Genomic DNA, 19,356 nt, shown 5'->3' on the forward strand with positions numbered 1-19,356 from the left:
CAACCCGACGAGCTTTGTTAGCGCGTATGTTCTCGTAACGAATCGCGTTCTTACCAAATAAACGTCTTACCAAATAAAAAGCACACATGATGCCGTCAGCATGGCCATACTCGAGTTAAAACGCTTCCACGCGATTGGTGTCGACAACCAGCGGCGAATCACAGTGCCAAACCCAATCCACACCGATGACGTCTGAAGTTGAATCAATAAAAAAATCACTGAAATAGCCAGCAATGAAAACCAATAGTGCTCGCCCGATAATGAAAATGAACTCACCGCTGTGACCGACATTAACCACGCTTTGGGGTTTAAGTATTGAAACAGCACAGCTTCAAGACACGTCATCGGTTTCGCTTGATCATCTTGACCGGTTTTATTGATCCCCGCCGATAAAATCCGCCACGCCAAATACAATAAGTAGCCACTCCCTAACCACTTCAATAAGGTTTGGACCACCGGATAATTCGTAAATACCACCCCTAGCCCCGCACCATTGAGTAATATCAAGCTAATGAGTCCTAGGCCAATCCCCAAGCAATGCGGCAGGGTTTTTACATAACCAAAATTCGCCCCAGAAGCGGTCAACATCACGTTGTTTGGCCCCGGAGTTCCTGTCATGACTGCTGCAAATAAAGCAACAGAAACAATAAATGACCACTCCATCACACTCTCCTTAATCCAAAATTAAATTGTACCGATACAATCTTACAAATAAGTGTTGATAAAATGTAAAATAGCCGACAAAATAACCATAACAATGGATTAAACTCGACGCAAAAGGTTTATTGTCACCATGACAATCGAAAATATTACCGTACTCAAGCAAGATCCTGTGCCGATCTATAAACAGATCGCCGATCAAATCAGTGAAAAGATTGAAAGTGGCCGCCTTGAAAGCAATGAAAAGCTCCCTACTCATCGTTGGTTAGCCGACAAGCTATCCGTTACTGTGGGCACCATCACCCGAGCCTACGCGGAAGTCGAACGCCGAGGTTTAGTCGAAGCAAGAGTCGGGGCGGGTACCTATGTCACGGATAACAACAAACCAACTTGGTTGTTTGAAGAGATCGCCGACGACGCGAGCGAGTGTAACTTTAGTTACAACATTCCCCCGCGCCTCGATCGCAGTGATATGTTGAAACAGGCCATGCAGCGTATTAGTCAATCCCCCCAGCACCTGAATCAACTCATGCTCTATCAACCACCAGCTGGGTTTGATAGCCATCGCACCATCGTAAGCCAGTGGCTCAAAGAAAAAGGCGTCCACTTAGATGTTAATAGGCTGCTGTTTAGCTCTGGTGCCCAACACGCCATCCAAATGGTGCTAGACACCTTTACACGCCCCGGCGATACCGTGCTGGTCGAACAATACACCTACCCCGGTGTGATCAGCCTTGCTCGGCAGAATCAACTGACACTCAAGGGCGTGGAGATGGATGATGAGGGAATCACTCCCGAATCATTAGAAGTATGCTGCAATCGCTACTCACCGCGTTTTCTCTATCTAACACCGACATTACAAAATCCGACGACAGCCATTATGTCACCGCAGAGACGACAGGCTATCGTCACCATTTGCCAAGCGCATAACGTTTATATTATTGAAGATGACATCAATGGATTATTGCTAGATTCTGCGCCAGAACCTCTGGTGAACTTGGCACCCGACCATGTCATTTATATTGGTGCGTTCTCAAAATGTTTGGCACCAGGTCTTCGCGTTGGTTACCTTTGCGCCCCAGAAAAACTTTACCCACCATTGGTCGTCACCTTGCAAAACCACAGTTGGATGATCAGCCCTTTGCTGATTGCTTTGACATGCGAAATGTTGATATCCGGGGATGCAGAGCGCAACATTGTCATGATTCGTAACGAAATGCGCCAACGAATGGCCGCGACAACCCAAGTGCTTGGCGCATTTAACCTTCGCTACGAACAAGGCGGCTTTCACGTTTGGCTGACGCTACCTGAACAGTGGCGACTGAGTGAGTTTGTACAAAAAGCGGCAGAATCAGGCGTGATTGTAAAATCAGGGGAATTATTCGCGCCACCGGGCGGTACAGTGGCACCCGCCATTCGCCTTTCGTTAAGCTCACCACAAACGATCGAACAGCTTAACGTCGGCGTAGAAAAACTTAAGACACTATTATTATCTAATCCAATCAGTGAATTTACGCTATGAACACACCAAAATTACTGCCGTTTATCGCCGCCAAAGGGCTTGGCAACGCTCATATTCAGACCTTAATTCCGCGCTTCATTCGTCGAGGTACACTATTCACCCCTGTCTGGGAGACGCTCGATACGCCAGATGGTGACTTTGTCGAGTTAGCTTGGAGTGAAGAACCACACCATGAAAGCGCCAAAAATAAACCTATTTTCATCCTGTTTCATGGCTTAGAAGGCAGCTTTGATAGCCCTTACGCGAATGGCTTAATGCACGCGTTTGCCAGTCAGGGTTGGCTAGCAGTCATGATGCACTTTCGCGGCTGTGGTCCAACACCAAACCGACTGGCTCGCGCGTATCATTCTGGCGAAATTGGCGATGCTCGACACTTCATTGAGCTTTTAGAACATCGTTACCCAAATGCCAATAAGGTTGCCGTAGGCATTTCGCTTGGCGGCAATATGCTGAGTAATTATCTTGCCTATTATAAGCATGACACCAAACTGACCAGTGCGACCATCGTCTCTGCTCCCCTTGACCTTGCGGCCTGCTCTAAACGTATCGAACAAGGGTTTTCAAAGGTTTACCGTAAGTATCTCGTGTCCTCATTAAAGAAGAACGCGTTAAAAAAAATACACCTTTTGAGCGAGGCTCTTGATCTCACCGCTGAGCACGTCCGGGGCATGACGAAGCTTTATGAGTTCGATAATTTAATCACCGCCCCACTGCATGGGTTTAAAAACGCCGACGATTACTACCAACAATGCTCAGCATTGCCTCGGTTGAGCGACATCGTGATTCCGACTCAATTCATCCATGCCAAAGACGACCCTTTCATGAACGATGACGTCATTCCTCGCTATGAACTGCCCACACACCTCAGCTATCACTTACTCGAACGAGGCGGTCATGTTGGCTTTTTGTCTGGCAGTTGGTTAAAGCCTACCTTTTGGCTTGAGGAGGTGCTACCTAAGTACTATCACCACCTACAAGTCACACCGAGCCGTGATTTAACTTAAGAACTCGCTAACTCTGGTATACTCACGCCATCATGAAAGAGAGAGGTATTTATGATCATTCCATGGCAACAAATCGCACCTGAAACACTGGATAACTTAATCCAAGAGTTTGTGTTGCGTGAAGGAACGGATTACGGTGAAAGCGAATTCAGTCTCGCCGACAAATTAGCGCACGTCAGAGGCCAGCTCGAGTCAGGCGAAGCCGTCATTGTTTTCTCTGAACTGCATGAAACGGTCGACATCAAATTGCGTCACTCGCTGTAAATGTCTCGCCTTTGAACACGCGTCGCGTAATGAAGTGCTATAGTAAGCCTCTCATTATTAGAAAATGCCACATCGACGATAGCGATGCCCATTGGCGCTAACATCGCGGCGCCATGGTTTAAGCTCTAAGATTTAAAGATTTAAGCTTTAAGACTCGGCATCAGTTTCACGATAACTCTCTCCCACACACAGGAAGAGACAATAACTAGAAAATTACACAGGAAGTGTTATGTCAGCCAAACACCCGATTATCGCGGTGACCGGCTCCTCAGGAGCCGGTACCACAACAACGTCAGAAGCGTTCCGCAAGATGTTCAATATGATGAGCATCAAGCCTGCTTTCATTGAAGGTGATAGCTTCCACCGCTTTACGCGTCCAGAAATGGACGTAGAGATCCGAAAAGCGAAAGAACAAGGAAAGCACATCAGTTATTTTGGCCCCCAAGCGAATGACTTTCCTGCACTCGAAACCTTCTTTAAAAACTACGGACAAAACGGTGTGGGGCAATTTAGACGTTACCTACATACATTTGATGAAGCCGTTCCTTATAACCAAATGCCGGGCACATTTACGCCGTGGCAAGACCTACCAGAAAATTCAGACGTTTTATTCTATGAAGGGCTACATGGTGGCGTGGTTGATGGAGCAATCAACGCGGCTCAGCATGTGGATTTGCTGATTGGCATGGTGCCAATCGTCAACCTTGAGTGGATTCAAAAATTCGTTCGTGATACGCGTGACAGAGGCCACTCTCGTGAAGCGGTAACCGACTCCATCGTACGTTCAATGGATGACTACCTAAGCTACATTACCCCGCAGTTTTCGCGTACTCATATTAACTTTCAGCGCGTTCCGACTGTCGACACCTCAAACCCTCTCAATGCCAAGGGAATCCCAAGCCTTGATGAAAGTTTTGTGGTCATTCGCTTACGAGGGATTAAAAATGTCGACTATCCTTACCTGCTTGCCATGATAGATGGGTCGTTTATGTCACGTCATAACACCATCGTTGTGCCCGGCGGAAAAATGAGCTTCGCGATGGAATTAATCGTCCGACCTATACTACAGCAGCTAATAGAAACAGGGAAAATAGGTTAATTTTTTGCGCCTAAACTTAGATGATTTTTTATACCGTGATCATGTGCACAGTTTTGTATAGAAAAATGGTCTGATGACACGATTAAAATCAAGAAAGTCCGCGCAAAAAAGGATACTATTTCTTTGAAACAGAAGATCGCTTGCGCCATCTTCAAAGTGCTTTTATGCTAGTAAGTCCTAACACAATGGACTTGCTATAATATATGGAAAGCAGCAAGCATACCCTGCAGAGGAAGTAAGAAATATGGTTCTAGGTAAACCTCAAACCGACCCAACGCTAGAGTGGTTCCTTTCACATTGTCATATTCACAAGTACCCTTCAAAGAGCACGCTGATCCATGCGGGCGAGAAGGCTGAAACCCTTTACTACATCGTAAAAGGTTCAGTAGCAGTGCTTATTAAAGATGAAGAAGGCAAAGAGATGATCTTGTCTTACCTTAACCAAGGTGACTTCATCGGTGAACTAGGCCTATTTGAAGAAGACCAAGAACGTACAGCTTGGGTGCGAGCTAAATCACCTTGTGAAGTGGCTGAAATTTCATTTAAGAAATTCCGTCAACTTATCCAAGTTAACCCAGATATTCTCATGCGCTTATCTTCTCAGATGGCAAGTCGCCTACAAGTGACAAGCCAGAAAGTGGGTGACCTTGCGTTCCTTGACGTAACGGGTCGTATTGCTCAGACGCTACTTAACCTAGCGAAACAACCTGATGCAATGACTCACCCTGACGGCATGCAAATCAAGATTACTCGTCAAGAAATCGGCCAAATCGTTGGTTGTTCTCGTGAGACAGTAGGACGTATTCTTAAGATGCTGGAAGAGCAGAACCTTATTTCTGCTCACGGTAAGACTATTGTGGTCTACGGCACTCGTTAATCGACGCCTTTAGACACTCAAAAAGCCACCGCAAGGTGGCTTTTTTATTGGTGGTTAATTCCAACAAGTCGCGCTAGTTAAAGTAAAAATTCAAACTTATTGATGGGTACTCTCAAAAATTTTGTCGGCTGACGCCGCAACAAACCCTTGATAGTAATTTCCATCTGCCATTTGATAGCGCTTGGCAAATTCATAGAAGCCGCCAGGAATACTCTGCTCGCCATCACTAAACATCACCGGTACCTTATCAGCCATCGTCGAAGACTGTTCGAGTAAAACCTCCGGAGACCCTTTCACCTCACCACCCGACTCGTTAATGTTGAAGCTTTCTGTACGTAGGTAATCATTCACCTCCGTCACCTCTACAAAACGATTAAGTTGGTTAACACTAACGGTAAAATGGTTAGCGCCATAGCCATGTGCCGCAAGCCATGCCGCATACTCACTCTCTTTGGCTAATGTTTGGTAGTCTTCTGAGCTTAACGTCCACATACGGCCGCCAAACAAGAAATCACCAACCACTAATTGCGAACTGTCCACTTGGCTTACTAGCTTCGCTACGATAGCTTGCAGCACTGCTGAGCACTGTTCAACACGAAGCTCACTAATAAAGACTTTCGGCAACGACTCGTCACTGTGTTGTAGATGAATCGCAGACAGCTTTTTCGCTTCAAAGTCATACTCACCCGCTTGTTGATAACCAAGCTTAAGAAATGGCTTTACTAATGTTTCAATACCCACAGGCGAGAGATTGAAGGTGCGTAACGCGATATGATCATTAATCAGTGCCTCCCCTTCTTTTAACAACGCCTGCACTTTTGCCGCTGAAGGGCATAATCGCTGAGTGTAATCTTGCCACAACTGCGCAAATAATTGTTCTGCCGTCATCTTTCGCTCCTTAAAGATCGAGACCTGGGCTTAATGTCGCAGGTAGCACAGTGTGCTCCCCTTCCATCGACGCCATAGGGTATGCGCAATAATCCGCCGCATAATAGGCGCTTGGTCGCAAGTTCCCCGACGCACCCGGACCACCAAATGGTGCATCACCACTTGCGCCCGTTAGCTGACGGTTGCGATTCACAATACCTGCACGAATATGGTCAACAAAATACAGCCACTCATCATCATTGGTTGAAATCAGGCCCGCCGATAAACCAAATCGAGTGTCATTAGCAAGATCAACGGCTTGTTGTAGCGTTTCGTAACGCACAAGCTGCAGTAATGGACCGAAGTATTCTTCATCCGGTAGCGCCTTTATTGCCGTAGCATCGATCAAACCAGGCGTCACAAACGCGGCCTGTAATTGTTTCGATTCCACTAAACTCTTGCCACCTAGCGATTGCAATGTCGCTTGTGCCTGAATAATGTGCTGAGCAGCCTGCATGGAAATCTGCGGCCCCATGAAAGGCGCAGGCGTGGCGAATGGTTCATCAATCCGAATCTTGGTTATCGCGGCCACTAATGCGTCAACAAGCTGGTCACCTTTATCACCAAACGGCACATACAAGCGACGAGCGCAGGTACAACGCTGTCCGGCACTGATGTAGGCAGATTGGATAATCGTGTAGACCGTCGCATCAAGATCACCATAGGCATCACTCACGACCAACGGGTTGTTGCCACCCATTTCCAACGCCAACATTTTATCAGGCTGACCGGCAAATTGACGATGTAATACGTGCCCAGTATTCGCGCTACCAGTAAACAACACCCCATCAATGCCTTTAGCGTCAGCCAGAGCAATGCCGGTTTCTTTACCGCCTTGCACAAGGTTAATCACGCCATCTGGCAACCCAGCCTCTTGCCAAAGTTGCATAGCAAGCTCACCTACTAATGGCGTTTGTTCTGAAGGCTTAAACACCACGGTATTGCCAGCCAATAACGCCGGAACAATATGTCCGTTAGGCAAATGCCCTGGAAAGTTATAGGGGCCAAAGACCGCCATTACTCCTAAAGGACGATGGCGCAGTACAATTTGATTACCCGCAGCCTCTCGCTGAGAACGGCCTGTTCTGTCATGATACGCTCGGATTGATATGGCGATTTTACCTGCCATTGCGCCGGCTTCCGTTCGGGTTTCCCACAATGGTTTACCCGTCTCCTTGGCTATCGCAACTGCAATATCTTCACTACGAGCCTTGAGTTTTTCCGCAAACGCAAGCACCACCGCTTCACGCTCTTCAAACGAGCGTTTTTTCCAACTGACAAAAGCTTGTCTAGCCGAAGAGACCGCAGATTCAACCTGCACTGGCGTAGCCGATTGTCCCTGCCAAATCACCTCGTTGTTGTACGGCGACAGCGAGTGAAATTGCTCACCCATTCCTGCGATCCATTGTCCTGCGATCCATTGCGTCATCAAAAGTTCCTTAACCTAGTAAATAGTGAAGAGTCTGCATCTTCATATTGTGTCGTGATAAGTACGACAAAGATGCAGCAACCCGCGTTATTGCGCCAACATACGAACCATATCGCCTTCAGAAAGGTTCAAGGCGTCAGCGACATCAGGTGCTAGCAATACATGCTGACTTTCAGCATCATAGGCCGCTTTTGCCGCCGTCGCTCTAAAGTGTTCAAATGACGTATTGGCAATAAGGTAATCTTGCGAACTGGCATGCTCGGCAATAGTGACCTTGGCACGGAATGAGTTACGAATCGCCTGAATGTTCTGTAAGTCACACTCCACCGTCGGACCTGCGTCAAAAATATCGACATAGTTACGGCACGTAAAACCTTCTCTTTCCAATAACTTTAAAGCGGGTCTGGTATTGTCATGCACTTGACCAATCACCGCTTGCGCCTCTTTGCTTAACAGGTTGACGTAAATCGGTAACTTCGGCATTAAATCCGCGATGAAGCCTTTCTTACCGATCCCCGTTAAATAATCTGCCATGGTAAAATCAATGGAGAAAAAGTGCTCTTGTAGCCATTGCCAAAATGGCGAGTTACCTTCGGCATCAGACACGCCACGCATCTCGGCAAAAATGGTTTTGGAGAAACGATGCGGGTGTTCAGCCATCATTAAAAAACGAGATTTCGACATCAAGCGGCCGTTAAGCCCCGCGCGATAATCAGGTCGTAAAAATAAAGTGCAGATCTCACTACAACCGGTGTAGTTATTGCCAAACGTCAGCAATTTCACCACATTATTCACACCTAGCTTAGGAGAAGAGTGCACCACTGTGCTGATATGATAGGAGTAAAACGGCACATCCCAACCTATCGCCCCTTCGATACCCGTAGTACCAGCCACCTCGCCAGTGTCACGGTCATAGCCCACCATCAGGTAGCCTTCGTCCGTCGGCCCTAAGACGTCCGGCTTACTAAAGCTGTATTCTGAGTGAGTAATGCGATTGGTAAGAAGCTCTTCATTAACGGGAAGAGAGGTAAAGCCGTGACCAGACTCAACTGCACAAGTGTGCAGGGCATCATAATCCGACATCGTAATAGGACGAACAACAAGCATCAATAATCCCTCCGACGCAAACTCTCTTGGTACATCCACACCCAAGAGAGCCATTCAAATACGAGTTAAACTAGAGTACCCGTTAAACGAGAGTACTGATCGCCTTATCTAACTTCGCTAAACCTGCTTCAACTTCTTGCTTGGTGATGACAAGTGATGGGGTAAAACGCACCACGTTCATACCCGCCACGAGTACCATCAAGCCTTGTGCACCAGCCGCAACTAATACATCACGAGCGCGCCCTTGCCACTGTTCATTCAGTGCTGCGCCGAGCAATAGCCCCTTGCCACGAATTTCGCTAAAGATATCGTATTTCGCATTAATAGCTTCTAGTCCCTCACGGAACCAGGCTTCACGCTCAGCAACACCCGCTAGAACGTCAGGGGAAGACACCACATCCACTACCGCTTCAGCAACGGCACACGCTAATGGGTTACCGCCATAGGTTGAACCGTGCGTACCCACTTTCATATGAGCCGCTAATGCTTTCGTTGTGAGCATCGCACCAATAGGGAACCCGCCCCCTAGTGACTTCGCCGTGCTAAGAATATCTGGCGTGATACCAAGGCCTTGATACGCGTAAAATTGTCCAGTACGACCGTTGCCCGTTTGTACTTCATCGAAAATCAGCAGTGCGTTGTATTTATCACAGAGCTCTCGAACCGCTTGTACAAACTCCGGTTCTGGCGAAATAATTCCCCCCTCCCCTTGCAGTGGCTCCATCATAATGGCACAAGTCTTGTCCGACATTTGCGCTTCTAGCGCGGCAATATCATTGTAAGGTACATGCTTCACATCACCGGGTTTAGGTCCAAACCCATCGGAATACGCCGCTTGCCCACCTACAGTAACGGTGAAGAAAGTACGGCCGTGAAACCCTTGATTAAACGCAATAATCTCTGATTTTTCCGGACCGTGTACATCCACCGCCCAGCGACGAGCCAGTTTTAATGCGGCTTCATTGGCTTCCGCGCCAGAGTTAGCGAAAAACACGCGTTCAGCAAAACTGACTTCGGTTAATTTTTTTGCTAAGCGCAGTGCAGGTTCATTCGTCATCACATTACTTAAATGCCAAATTTTATTCGCCTGCTCAGTCACGGCATTGACCATCGCTGGGTGACAATGCCCCAAACAACTCACCGCGATACCACCAGCAAAATCAATATACTCATTACCTTGCTGATCCCATACGCGTGCACCCTCACCCTTAACCGGAATCATTTCCATTGGGTTATAACAAGGTACCATTACCTCATCAAACCATTCACGGGATACTGTTTTTTCCATTGTCATAACACGTTCCTTTTAATTACTGCGCATGAGAAAGGGGGCTTCTTATTCACGTGGGCTCTAATACAAATATAGAGCAAACCTTCACGCTTTCTAGCAAAGAAGAAACTTCTCACCACTCATCATAGATGCAGCATTGTATTTACAATTATTTAACTAACACAATAGCAGAAAATGCTTTTCCACCATCAATCAACTCAATCAAGGCACAACACAATGAGTATTTATGCGTTATTTTTGAATTTAAATGAAGTGTTTTTTCATGATTTATCAAATAAATGAACAGGCAGGGCTCTGTCAGCTATCCGCATCAGAATTAGCGAATAGTTTTGCATCTTCATAAGTAAAACTGATGAAGGATAAGAAAAGATGAAAGGGTGATCTTGATCAGAAACTAAGCGTGTAAGAAATTACTCAATAGCTCATGACCTTGTTCCGTTTTGATGGATTCAGGGTGAAATTGTACGGCATGAATGTTCAGCGTTCGGTGCTGATAACCCATAATTTCATCAAACTCACCATTTGGCAGCACGGTCCACGCCGTGATATCAAAACAGTCTGGGAGCGTCTCTCGCTTCACGATCAGTGAATGGTAGCGAGTGACAGTCAGCGGATTATTGAGTCCGGCAAAGACACTGCGGTTGTTATGCTTAATTGGTGAGGTTTTACCGTGCATCACCTGGCGAGCACGGACAACGTCGCCGCCAAAGACTTGAGCAATCGCTTGGTGACCCAAGCAGACTCCAAGAAGTGGCAGCTTTCCGGCAAAGTATCGGATAGCATCCAGTGAGATCCCAGCTTCATTAGGCGTACAAGGACCCGGAGAAATGACAAGGTGAGAGGGGTTAAGTGCTTCAATACCAGCAATATCAATGTCGTCATTGCGCACGACTTTAACGTCTACACCCAATTCACAAAAATACTGAAATAGGTTGTAGGTAAAGGAGTCGTAGTTATCAATGATGAGTAGCATAGCGCTCGCTGTAAAATTGAATTTGCCCAAAATAAGGCGGTATTTTGCAACAAGATGGCAGAAAGGCAAGTAAAAAGAGGAAGAAAGGCAGCAGCAAAGCCGATAACGACTTTACTGCTGGTCTGTGTTGATGTTATTTACGTTGGTGTTGATATATTTACATCGATATTAATACTGCTTACGTCGGCGCCATCCCATCACACCCATGATAGAAAGCCCTATCAAGCCGATGGAGCCGCCATTCATATTCAAGTCAATCACCGCTGGATCATGATCAGATGAACGATAATGATCGAGATACTTAGGTAAATCCCCTTTACGCTCATCGTTGTAGTCAAACAGCGTCGATTCCGCTGCATTGATGTGCCATTCCGTCGCATCAACCACGCGCTTGCTAAGACTTGGGCTAATTAAGATATGATCCAGCGCACCGACTTCGTCATTGTATGAATAGCTCCAGCCTTGAGGGTGCATCTCTGAAAGGACATTAATGTAACCATAGTTGTGAGTGATCACCGCCCCTTCATCGCCAAACTGCTGCTTTTCACCAATAAAGGTATTGCGCGCCGCACGAATCGATTTGCCGTACTTCTCTTGGCTATAATCGGTCAAAATTAGCATTGGGTCTTCTTTGCCGTAAGCATTGAAGTCCCCTAACACAATTTTATGTCCTTCAATGGACGTCAACGCCTCACCGAGCGCCACAGAGGCTGCCACTCTAAATTGCTCACAAGCGCCTTGCTGATCCAAGTCCTGCCCCCCTTGACCGCCAGCAGATTCAGGCGCTGCATCTTCCCAACATTTTGACCCTTTCGATTTAAAGTGATTGACTGCGACCGTCAGCGTTTCCTTGCTACCTTTAACTTTAAACGTCGGGGCCAATGTGTCGCGTTGATAGTTCTTGCCGTCTTCAATGACGTTACCGTTGTCATCAATCACTTCAGGTGCAACCTGACGAGGCATTTCAAACACATTGACCTGCTTAAGCTTCACCGCCTTCGGACGATAAATCACCCCGGTGGTAATTGCATCCGTCCCGACTGCATCAAGGGCATCAATCTGGCCATCTTGATTACTGTCCACCGACACATAAGCATAGTGCTGCTTTTTATGCTCAAGCTGCGCGTTTAACACCTTCACTAATTGCGCGATAGCGCCGTTGTCGCCAAAGCCATTATTTTCGATTTCCATCAAACCAATCACGTCAGCATCAAGTTGAATTAACGCGTTAATGATCTTTTGCTGCTGCGCAGTAAACTCTTCAACCGTGTTCGCACCACGATTGCCGCCAAATCGGTTTTCATCGCCACCAAAAGGAGAGGAAAAATAGTTAAGGACATTAAAGGTTGCCACGCGTAAATCGGCTTTATTCCATGGCGATTCATGCAGTTCTGGTGTCATCGTTCTTGGGGTATTGCGCACAAAATTATCACTGGAGAGGGTATTGGTCACAAAGAGGCGATAATCACCATAGCTGTAACCAACCACACCTTCTATGCCAAACAAGGATTAATACGCACGTAGTCTTCTGTACTGCCATCTTGATCAATATCACTGCGACCAAATTCTGGGTAGTAAGGGATTTCACCATTCGCCGCTGGACTCACCGACTCAACATAAAGACGGCGCTGGGCATTATCTTCACTTTGTGCCTTTGCCTCACTTGAGCCTGCCGCATATTGCTGATTAGGATGCAGGTTCACTCGCTCATGAGCCAACACCATATTATTGCGACGTGCGGAATAATCATAACCAAACGTGCGGCTTACGCGCATATCCAATGCTTGAGGTAAACTCACCAACATCCCTTCATAGCGCTCAAGCGTTTGTTCAAAACTTTCGTCGGAATCTATCACTTCAACGGCCGTTGCCGCTGGTGCCGCTTGTTGCCCCAACTTATGCCAATCTCGCTCATTTAATTTCAACTGGGTTTGGCTATAGTATTCTTGAATATTGCCTCTTACGCATACCACATCGCCTGCAGATAGCTCCGGATTCGCTTGGGTATAGATAAATAGACCATTGGAAGTCAAAGGGTTGTGGTCATCCTCAAGTGCTTGTAGATAGAAGCCCTGGTTCACACCAGTAGTCACGGCAGACACCACACCTTGTACAAAATATTGCTCAGTCGTTATGTACGGGTAACCGCTAATGTAAGGCGAATGACTGCCTTCTCCTTGAATGCTTTGTATTGAGGTAAAAGTCGGTTCTATTCCATTGTCGAGACATTGAAATGCTTGCGGTGGTAATAATGTATCCAACTGTCCCAAGCCACTAAAATCATCACTGGCAAGCGTTGCCCATTGCTTAGGTTGATAAGATACTGAAGGTTGCTGATAAGGCTGATAACGAACCAAGGTTTTATTTTGACCAAACAGCTCTCCCATCACGCCAATCATATCGACTACTTGCTCTTGATTATCGAGCAGTGCAATAGGATCATCACCGTTGAAGTTTAACACTTGGTTCGCCGTTGTCACGGTAGCGATATCCGTTACAGCCGCGCTAGCCTTGGCATTAGCAAACACCAGTACCGATTGAGCGGGAATCGTATAACCCGACAAATCCAACGTATTCCACGTCCCGTTACCATTGGGAGATTTGGCGAGCTGATACCCAGAAAGTGACACCTCTTGGTCACTGCTATTAGCTATTTCGATTGCTTTGTTATACCCGCTTCCTTCCACATATTGCGAAAGAAAGATTTCCGCGCTCGCGCCTCCACTCAAAATGGAAGAAATCACTAACGCTAACCACTGCTTTTTATTTGTGCTTGTCATTATTCACCTCGAATTAACTGGCAATGCTGTCCTTGCCTTTTTGCACATTGTTGAATATGAGAATGTGTATTTTCGAGACGAGTGTTGTCATTTTTATTGCAAATGGGTAATTAATGCACAGATAAATGAGAGGATGCTCTCATTTGAAATCGAAAGTATTGAGGGTGTGCCAAACTATAAACAGAAATGGTTACCAAGAAATAAAAAAACGCCAGTGCGCAAGGCACTGACGTTTTTAGGCTTTAAAGAGGTTGCTGTTGCCGCTATGGACGAGTCACGAAACCCACCGCTTTGTAAGCTTTCGCCAGCGTCACCGCCGCGCGCTCGGACGCTTTCTCCGCACCTTGACGCATTACGTCATCCATATAAGCGCGATCCGCACGAACACGCTTATATTCGCTCTGGATTGGCTCTAGCATCGCTACCAAAGCTTCACCTACATCTTTCTTAAATGGACCATACATTTCCACGCCAGCATATTGCGCTTCAATGTCAGCAAAAGACTTACCCGTCGCGGCTGAATACAAACCCATCAGGTTAGAGATACCGGCTTTACTTTCCCAGTCATGAGCAATGCGAGGTGGCGTTTCTGCATCGGTTTGTGCCTTGTTGATTTTCTTCAAAATCGACTTAGGCTCTTCGAGCAAGGTAATCACGTTTTTACGGTTATCATCCGACTTAGACATTTTCTTCGTTGCATCTTGCAAGCTCATCACACGTGCATTCACCGTTGGGATGTACGGTTCTGGAACCGTAAACAGTGGCGCTTCTGGCGTGTAAATATTGTTGAAGCGCGTTGCGATATCTCTTGCTAACTCGAGGTGTTGCTTTTGGTCACTTCCTACTGGCACTTGGTGCGCACCGTAAAGCAGGATATCAGCCGCCATCAATACAGGATAATCATAAAGACCAACGTTAACATCATTGGCATAGCGCTGTGACTTATCTTTAAACTGAGTCATTCGATTCAGTTCACCCATTTGGGTGTAACAATTAAGAAGCCAACCAAGCTGAGCATGTTCCGGTACATGAGACTGGACAAATAGCGTGCTCTTCTTAGGATCAACACCAACCGCGAGACAAATTGCCAATGCATCTAACGTCGCTTCATGCAGCGCTTTAGGGTCCTGACGAACCGTAATCGCATGAAGGTCTACCACGCAGTACTGACAATCATAATCGTCTTGCATCTGTTGCCATTGACGTAGAGCACCCAAGTAGTTACCGATACTTAGTTCACCAGATGGTTGAACACCACTCAATACGATGGGCTTGCTCATAACTATGATTCCTTCGACTTCTTAATGAGATAATTAGGATAATGAAAAACCGCGCAATTTCTTACGCGGTTTTAGCAGTGTACCCATTAGCCAATTTTTTGCTATAGCCATGAAGACTTTTTTATTGCTCAGGAAGCGAATTAGCCCCGAGCACCGCCTTCGCCGCTAATTTACGGCAGTTGGCCCGCCATTTTTGACCGCATTTAGGACATCTAAGACATCATCGGCAACAAAGTCTGGTTTCGCATTGGCAATCGGCTCACCGTGGTTATAGCCATACGTCAGGCCAAATGCCAAACAACCTGCATTGCGCGCAGCCAGAATGTCATTTTGTGAATCGCCAACCATCAGCACTTCACTTGGCGACACTTGCTCTTGATCCATCAACCAATTCAGTGCCACGGGATCCGGTTTTTTATTGGGGAACGCATCGCCACCCAATACATGCTTAAAATACTTTTCAAGCTGATGCTGCTCTAGCAATTCAGGGACAAATTTAGACGGCTTGTTGGTCAGCAAAGCCACGGTGTACCCACCTGCGACCAGAGTATCCAATGTACGATGAACATTGGCATACAAATGACTCAGCTTATGACCACTTGCTTGATAGAAATCATCAAACAATGTGCGCGCTTTCTCACACAACTCAGCCGATAATTCTGGGTTAACGTTCACACTCTGACTCAATGAGCGAGCAATAAGCACATCCGCGCCATTACCAACATAATCACGGACTTGCTCTTCGGTGACACTTGGATAGCCCAACGCCTGCACCGCTTGATCAGCGGCAAGGGCAAGATCAGGCACACTATCGAGTAGCGTACCATCGAGATCAAAAACGACTAATTTGATAGACTGCATTCATTAATTCTCTTACTTCTGTACTTTCGCAAGCTCTGCGCGCATCTCATCAATGACCTCTTTGTAATCAGGGCGATTGAAAATCGCAGAGCCTGCCACAAACATATCCGCGCCCGCTTCGGCGATTTCACGAATGTTATCCACTTTAACACCGCCATCAATTTCAAGACGAATATCACGACCAGACGCATCAATGAGGCGACGAACCGCACGCAGTTTATCAAGTGTTGAAGGAATAAAAGATTGACCACCGAAACCCGGGTTCACTGACATCAACAAAATCATGTCGACTTTATCAAGGATGTAATCAAGACACGTTAATGGTGTGGCAGGGTTAAGTACCACGCCTGCTTTACAGCCATGTTCTTTGATTAGCTGTAATGTACGATCAACGTGCTCTGTTGCTTCAACGTGGAACGTAATCATCGATGCACCCGCTTTAGCGAACTCTGGCACTAGGCTATCAACAGGTTTCACCATCAAATGCACATCGATAGGTGCGGTAATACCGTAATCGCGCAGCGCTTTACAGATAGGTGCACCAAAACTGAGGTTAGGCACGTAGTGGTTATCCATCACATCAAAGTGGACAACATCAGCGCCAGCGGCAAGGACTTTCTCGACGTCTTCACCAAGACGAGCAAAATCAGCGGATAAAATGGATGGCGCAATTAGAAAATCTGTCATACCTGACCTCAATAGAATGGATTAGCGAGCAATAATTGCGCGCAATTCTACCGAAGCCAGTGGCTAAATCCTAGCGCTTATCCAAATCCGATATCACTTTTGCTGCAATGTCGGCTTTAGATTCAAGTTGGATTTTCGCTTCAGGCTCAGCTTTGGCTTCAAATAATGCCAGCAGTTCGTCCACTTTGTTGCGTCCAGAGCCGTTACGGCTGATGGTGCGTTTCACTTTCACCACATTCAACTGTGCACCGTGATAAAGGCGACGCGTGAGCGTAGTATCGTGATTCGAAATCAGTACCGGGATGTGACGATCAAATGCCGTATGTTCTGCTATATCCGCGAGCGCCGCTTGGTCATCTAATGAAAAACCATTACCCGCATACGAGGTAAAATTAGCGGTATTCGACAACGGTGCATAAGGTGGATCGCAATACACCACGCTGCCTTTTCGAGCACGGCGAAAGGTTTCAGGATAACCTTCACAAACAAATGTGGCTTTCTTGGCTTTTTCCGCAAAGAAAATGAGTTCTTTTTCAGGAAAATAGGGCTTTTTATAAGAACCAAACGGGACGTTGAATCCGCCCTTTTTGTTGTAACGACATAAGCCGTTAAAACCGAAGCGGTTCATATACAAAAAGGCAACCGAACGAAAGAGTACGTCATCACTTTGATTGAAATCAGCGCGAACCCCAAGATACACCTCTTTTTGGTTATACTCAGGCGTGAAGAAGCGTTTTGCCTCTTCAATGTACTTTTCCGGCTCAGTTTTGAGCAGGTTATAGAGATTAATTAAATCTGGATTAATATCGGCAAGCAGATACTGGTCATAGTCCGTATTCAAAAATACCGAACCGGCGCCAACAAAAGGCTCCACCAACTTTCTTGCGTCTGGCAAATGCTTTTGGATATCTTCGACTAAGCCATATTTTCCACCAGCCCACTTTAGAAAGGCGCGTTGCTTTTTCATTGCTTGCTCTATTTACTGCCACCCAAAATTTAAGGGAGGGGAATATATCATAATTCAATCTGTTATGTTGACCTTTCTCGCATCAACACCAGCTTTGATTCACTGCGGTTCTACTCTTGCCAGCGATCAATTTCACGATGAACTTGGCTTAGCGATTTGGCCCACGCGCCTAATGAGCGTAGCTCTTTAGGCAATGCTTCAGCCGCATCACGAGCCGCCTGAATACTGACGTATTGATCGTACGTCACGATATACCATTTTTCATCATTACGAATGGTCGGGTAAACACGTACTGGTTTATCAAAAGTATGCTTGTTCAGGAACTGTTGCACATCATCCAGCTGCGTCATCGCTGAGATCTGTAGCGTATAGGTATTAGCGGCCATCGCCTTGAGCTCGTCGCGGGCAAACGAAAACGTTATGGGTGTCTGCAACACTGGAGAACTCTCAACATCAACCACGGTATTTTTTGGTAACACCACGGCTTGAATTTCTGCGGCATTTGCCACGGCTACCGCCGTGTTATCCTCCAACAAAGCATCAACGACGTCAGAGGTAATCACCACTCGCTCTCCCGTTTCAGACACCCCAACACTGGCAGTCTCGGAAGTCACTTGTGGAGGTAGCGCCATAGAATCATCCGTTGTCGCTGCTACCTCTGGCATATCTTGGTTGGCATTAGCAATTTGCTCTGCGGATGACGCGTCTAGTTTGGCTTCAGTCGCTGGATTTTCTGTCTCTTCCACAACGACAAGCGATTGTGCATCATCCGCCGTATCTGGCGATGTTAATAAGCTACGATAGCCCATAAAAATTATAATCAGTAATACCACAACCAACGCGGCAATCTTAGTCGGCGAGCCAACCAGCGAACGAATTATCACTTTCTTTTCCATTGTTTGCTCCCCGAGCGCCAATATATTCCCTGGAATGGGCTTCGTCTTAGTAAACGCAGTTTTGATTCTTTTTTCAACACTTTCATCAAGGTAGCGCAGTACTAATGTCTCAAAAAACTGTGTTGCTTCCGAATGAGAAAGTTCATCAACTTCGAGTTCAATAGGTTTAATATCCAAACCATGGCTAAGACGGGACACGCGACTGTGCGTGGCATGGCTCGCGCTAAAAACCACGACACTCACACTTTGCTGCCCAACACTGTGCGTCGCGAGCACCAGTAACCAAAGCTCTGCCAGTAAAGCTTGAGATAAATGCTGCGCTTCATCGACAACGATAACAATGTCGCACGCCTCGCCGTCTAAAATACGCTCAATACTGTCTTGCAGCGTATCTGTTTCACTGTACAACGCATGAGGAAAGAGCTGACGCAAAATATTACCGCGGATCACCTGCTCATCTTGATGAGGAAAGCACGTCACCAATGACTGATTCTTACCGTGCGCCCATGACTCCAAGTAACGATGAGCCAGCCAGGTTTTTCCGATACCCACTTCACCAATAATCGAGACAAAATTGGACGAAAACTGAGTTAACAACTGCAGCCTTTCCAGTAAATGGGTTTGCGAGTCCAACTCCATCACTCGCATTTCATAAGACAAACTCATTGGCGATCACTCTTAGCCTACAAAGCAAGTAGCAGTAAATACCGCAACCTTTAAAACAAGTAGCTT

16 protein-coding genes and 1 pseudogene are annotated in these 19,356 nt (G+C 46.5%); 5 read left to right on the forward strand and 12 right to left on the reverse strand.

The window, feature by feature from the left end; all coding sequences use genetic code 11:
- Positions 1-66: 66 nt before the first annotated feature.
- Complete coding sequence (locus tag MD535_RS20420) at positions 67-663, reverse strand: LysE family translocator (RefSeq protein WP_265676870.1); 597 nt, start codon at positions 661-663, stop codon at positions 67-69.
- Positions 664-793: 130 nt separating this feature from the next.
- On the opposite strand from MD535_RS20420, the gene MD535_RS20425 reads away from it, so the two are divergent.
- From MD535_RS20425 to crp, 5 genes are all read left to right on the forward strand, one after another.
- Positions 794-2,182, forward strand: coding sequence for an aminotransferase-like domain-containing protein (locus MD535_RS20425; protein WP_265676871.1), 1,389 nt, complete (start codon positions 794-796; stop codon positions 2,180-2,182).
- Positions 2,179-3,186, forward strand: coding sequence for a hydrolase (locus tag MD535_RS20430; protein WP_265676872.1), 1,008 nt, complete (start codon positions 2,179-2,181; stop codon positions 3,184-3,186). The genes MD535_RS20425 and MD535_RS20430 overlap by 4 nt, the downstream gene beginning before the upstream one ends.
- Positions 3,187-3,237: 51 nt before the next feature.
- On the forward strand, positions 3,238-3,450 hold the full coding sequence (locus tag MD535_RS20435) for a YheU family protein (RefSeq protein WP_250617910.1): 213 nt from the start codon (positions 3,238-3,240) through the stop codon (positions 3,448-3,450).
- A 229-nt stretch (positions 3,451-3,679) separates the two neighbouring features.
- Entirely contained in the window at positions 3,680-4,549 is an 870-nt protein-coding gene (locus MD535_RS20440; protein WP_265676873.1) for a phosphoribulokinase, read from the forward strand.
- 244 nt (positions 4,550-4,793) lie between these two features.
- Positions 4,794-5,426 carry a cAMP-activated global transcriptional regulator CRP gene (crp, locus tag MD535_RS20445; protein WP_009602948.1) on the forward strand — a complete coding sequence of 211 codons (633 nt, stop codon included), beginning with the start codon at positions 4,794-4,796 and terminating at the stop codon, positions 5,424-5,426.
- A gap of 96 nt (positions 5,427-5,522) precedes the next feature.
- On the opposite strand, the gene MD535_RS20450 is transcribed toward crp, so the two are convergent.
- The 11 genes and pseudogenes from MD535_RS20450 to MD535_RS20500 form a co-directional block, all read right to left on the reverse strand.
- Positions 5,523-6,314, reverse strand: a complete 792-nt coding sequence (locus MD535_RS20450) for a DUF1338 domain-containing protein (protein ID WP_265676874.1) — start codon at positions 6,312-6,314, stop codon at positions 5,523-5,525.
- A 10-nt stretch (positions 6,315-6,324) separates the two neighbouring features.
- Positions 6,325-7,782, reverse strand: coding sequence for a succinylglutamate-semialdehyde dehydrogenase (gene astD, locus MD535_RS20455; RefSeq protein WP_265676875.1), 1,458 nt, complete (start codon positions 7,780-7,782; stop codon positions 6,325-6,327).
- A gap of 87 nt (positions 7,783-7,869) precedes the next feature.
- Positions 7,870-8,889 carry an arginine N-succinyltransferase gene (gene astA / locus MD535_RS20460; RefSeq protein WP_265676892.1) on the reverse strand — a complete coding sequence of 340 codons (1,020 nt, stop codon included), beginning with the start codon at positions 8,887-8,889 and terminating at the stop codon, positions 7,870-7,872.
- Between the two features lie 82 nt (positions 8,890-8,971).
- Positions 8,972-10,183: an aspartate aminotransferase family protein gene (locus tag MD535_RS20465; protein WP_265676876.1), complete on the reverse strand. Its 1,212-nt coding sequence runs from the start codon at positions 10,181-10,183 to the stop codon at positions 8,972-8,974.
- 391 nt (positions 10,184-10,574) lie between these two features.
- Complete coding sequence (locus MD535_RS20470; RefSeq protein WP_265676877.1) at positions 10,575-11,153, reverse strand: aminodeoxychorismate/anthranilate synthase component II; 579 nt, start codon at positions 11,151-11,153, stop codon at positions 10,575-10,577.
- A gap of 168 nt (positions 11,154-11,321) precedes the next feature.
- A pseudogene (locus MD535_RS20475) lies at positions 11,322-13,933 on the reverse strand (ExeM/NucH family extracellular endonuclease).
- A 263-nt stretch (positions 13,934-14,196) separates the two neighbouring features.
- A complete protein-coding gene (gene trpS, locus MD535_RS20480; RefSeq protein ID WP_265676878.1) occupies positions 14,197-15,213 on the reverse strand; it encodes a tryptophan--tRNA ligase in 1,017 nt (338 codons plus the stop codon).
- 165 nt (positions 15,214-15,378) lie between these two features.
- Positions 15,379-16,074: a phosphoglycolate phosphatase gene (locus MD535_RS20485; RefSeq protein WP_265676879.1), complete on the reverse strand. Its 696-nt coding sequence runs from the start codon at positions 16,072-16,074 to the stop codon at positions 15,379-15,381.
- A gap of 12 nt (positions 16,075-16,086) precedes the next feature.
- The gene (gene rpe / locus MD535_RS20490) at positions 16,087-16,761 is read right to left on the reverse strand and encodes a ribulose-phosphate 3-epimerase (protein WP_265676880.1); all 675 of its coding nucleotides are present in this window, start codon (positions 16,759-16,761) and stop codon (positions 16,087-16,089) included.
- A 70-nt stretch (positions 16,762-16,831) separates the two neighbouring features.
- Positions 16,832-17,728, reverse strand: a complete 897-nt coding sequence (locus MD535_RS20495; RefSeq protein ID WP_265676881.1) for a Dam family site-specific DNA-(adenine-N6)-methyltransferase — start codon at positions 17,726-17,728, stop codon at positions 16,832-16,834.
- A gap of 110 nt (positions 17,729-17,838) precedes the next feature.
- On the reverse strand, positions 17,839-19,290 hold the full coding sequence (locus MD535_RS20500) for an AAA family ATPase (protein ID WP_265676882.1): 1,452 nt from the start codon (positions 19,288-19,290) through the stop codon (positions 17,839-17,841).
- Positions 19,291-19,356: the final 66 nt, after the last annotated feature.

The sequence above is a fragment of the Vibrio qingdaonensis genome (genome assembly GCF_026191675.1).
GTDB lineage: Bacteria > Pseudomonadota > Gammaproteobacteria > Enterobacterales > Vibrionaceae > Vibrio > Vibrio qingdaonensis.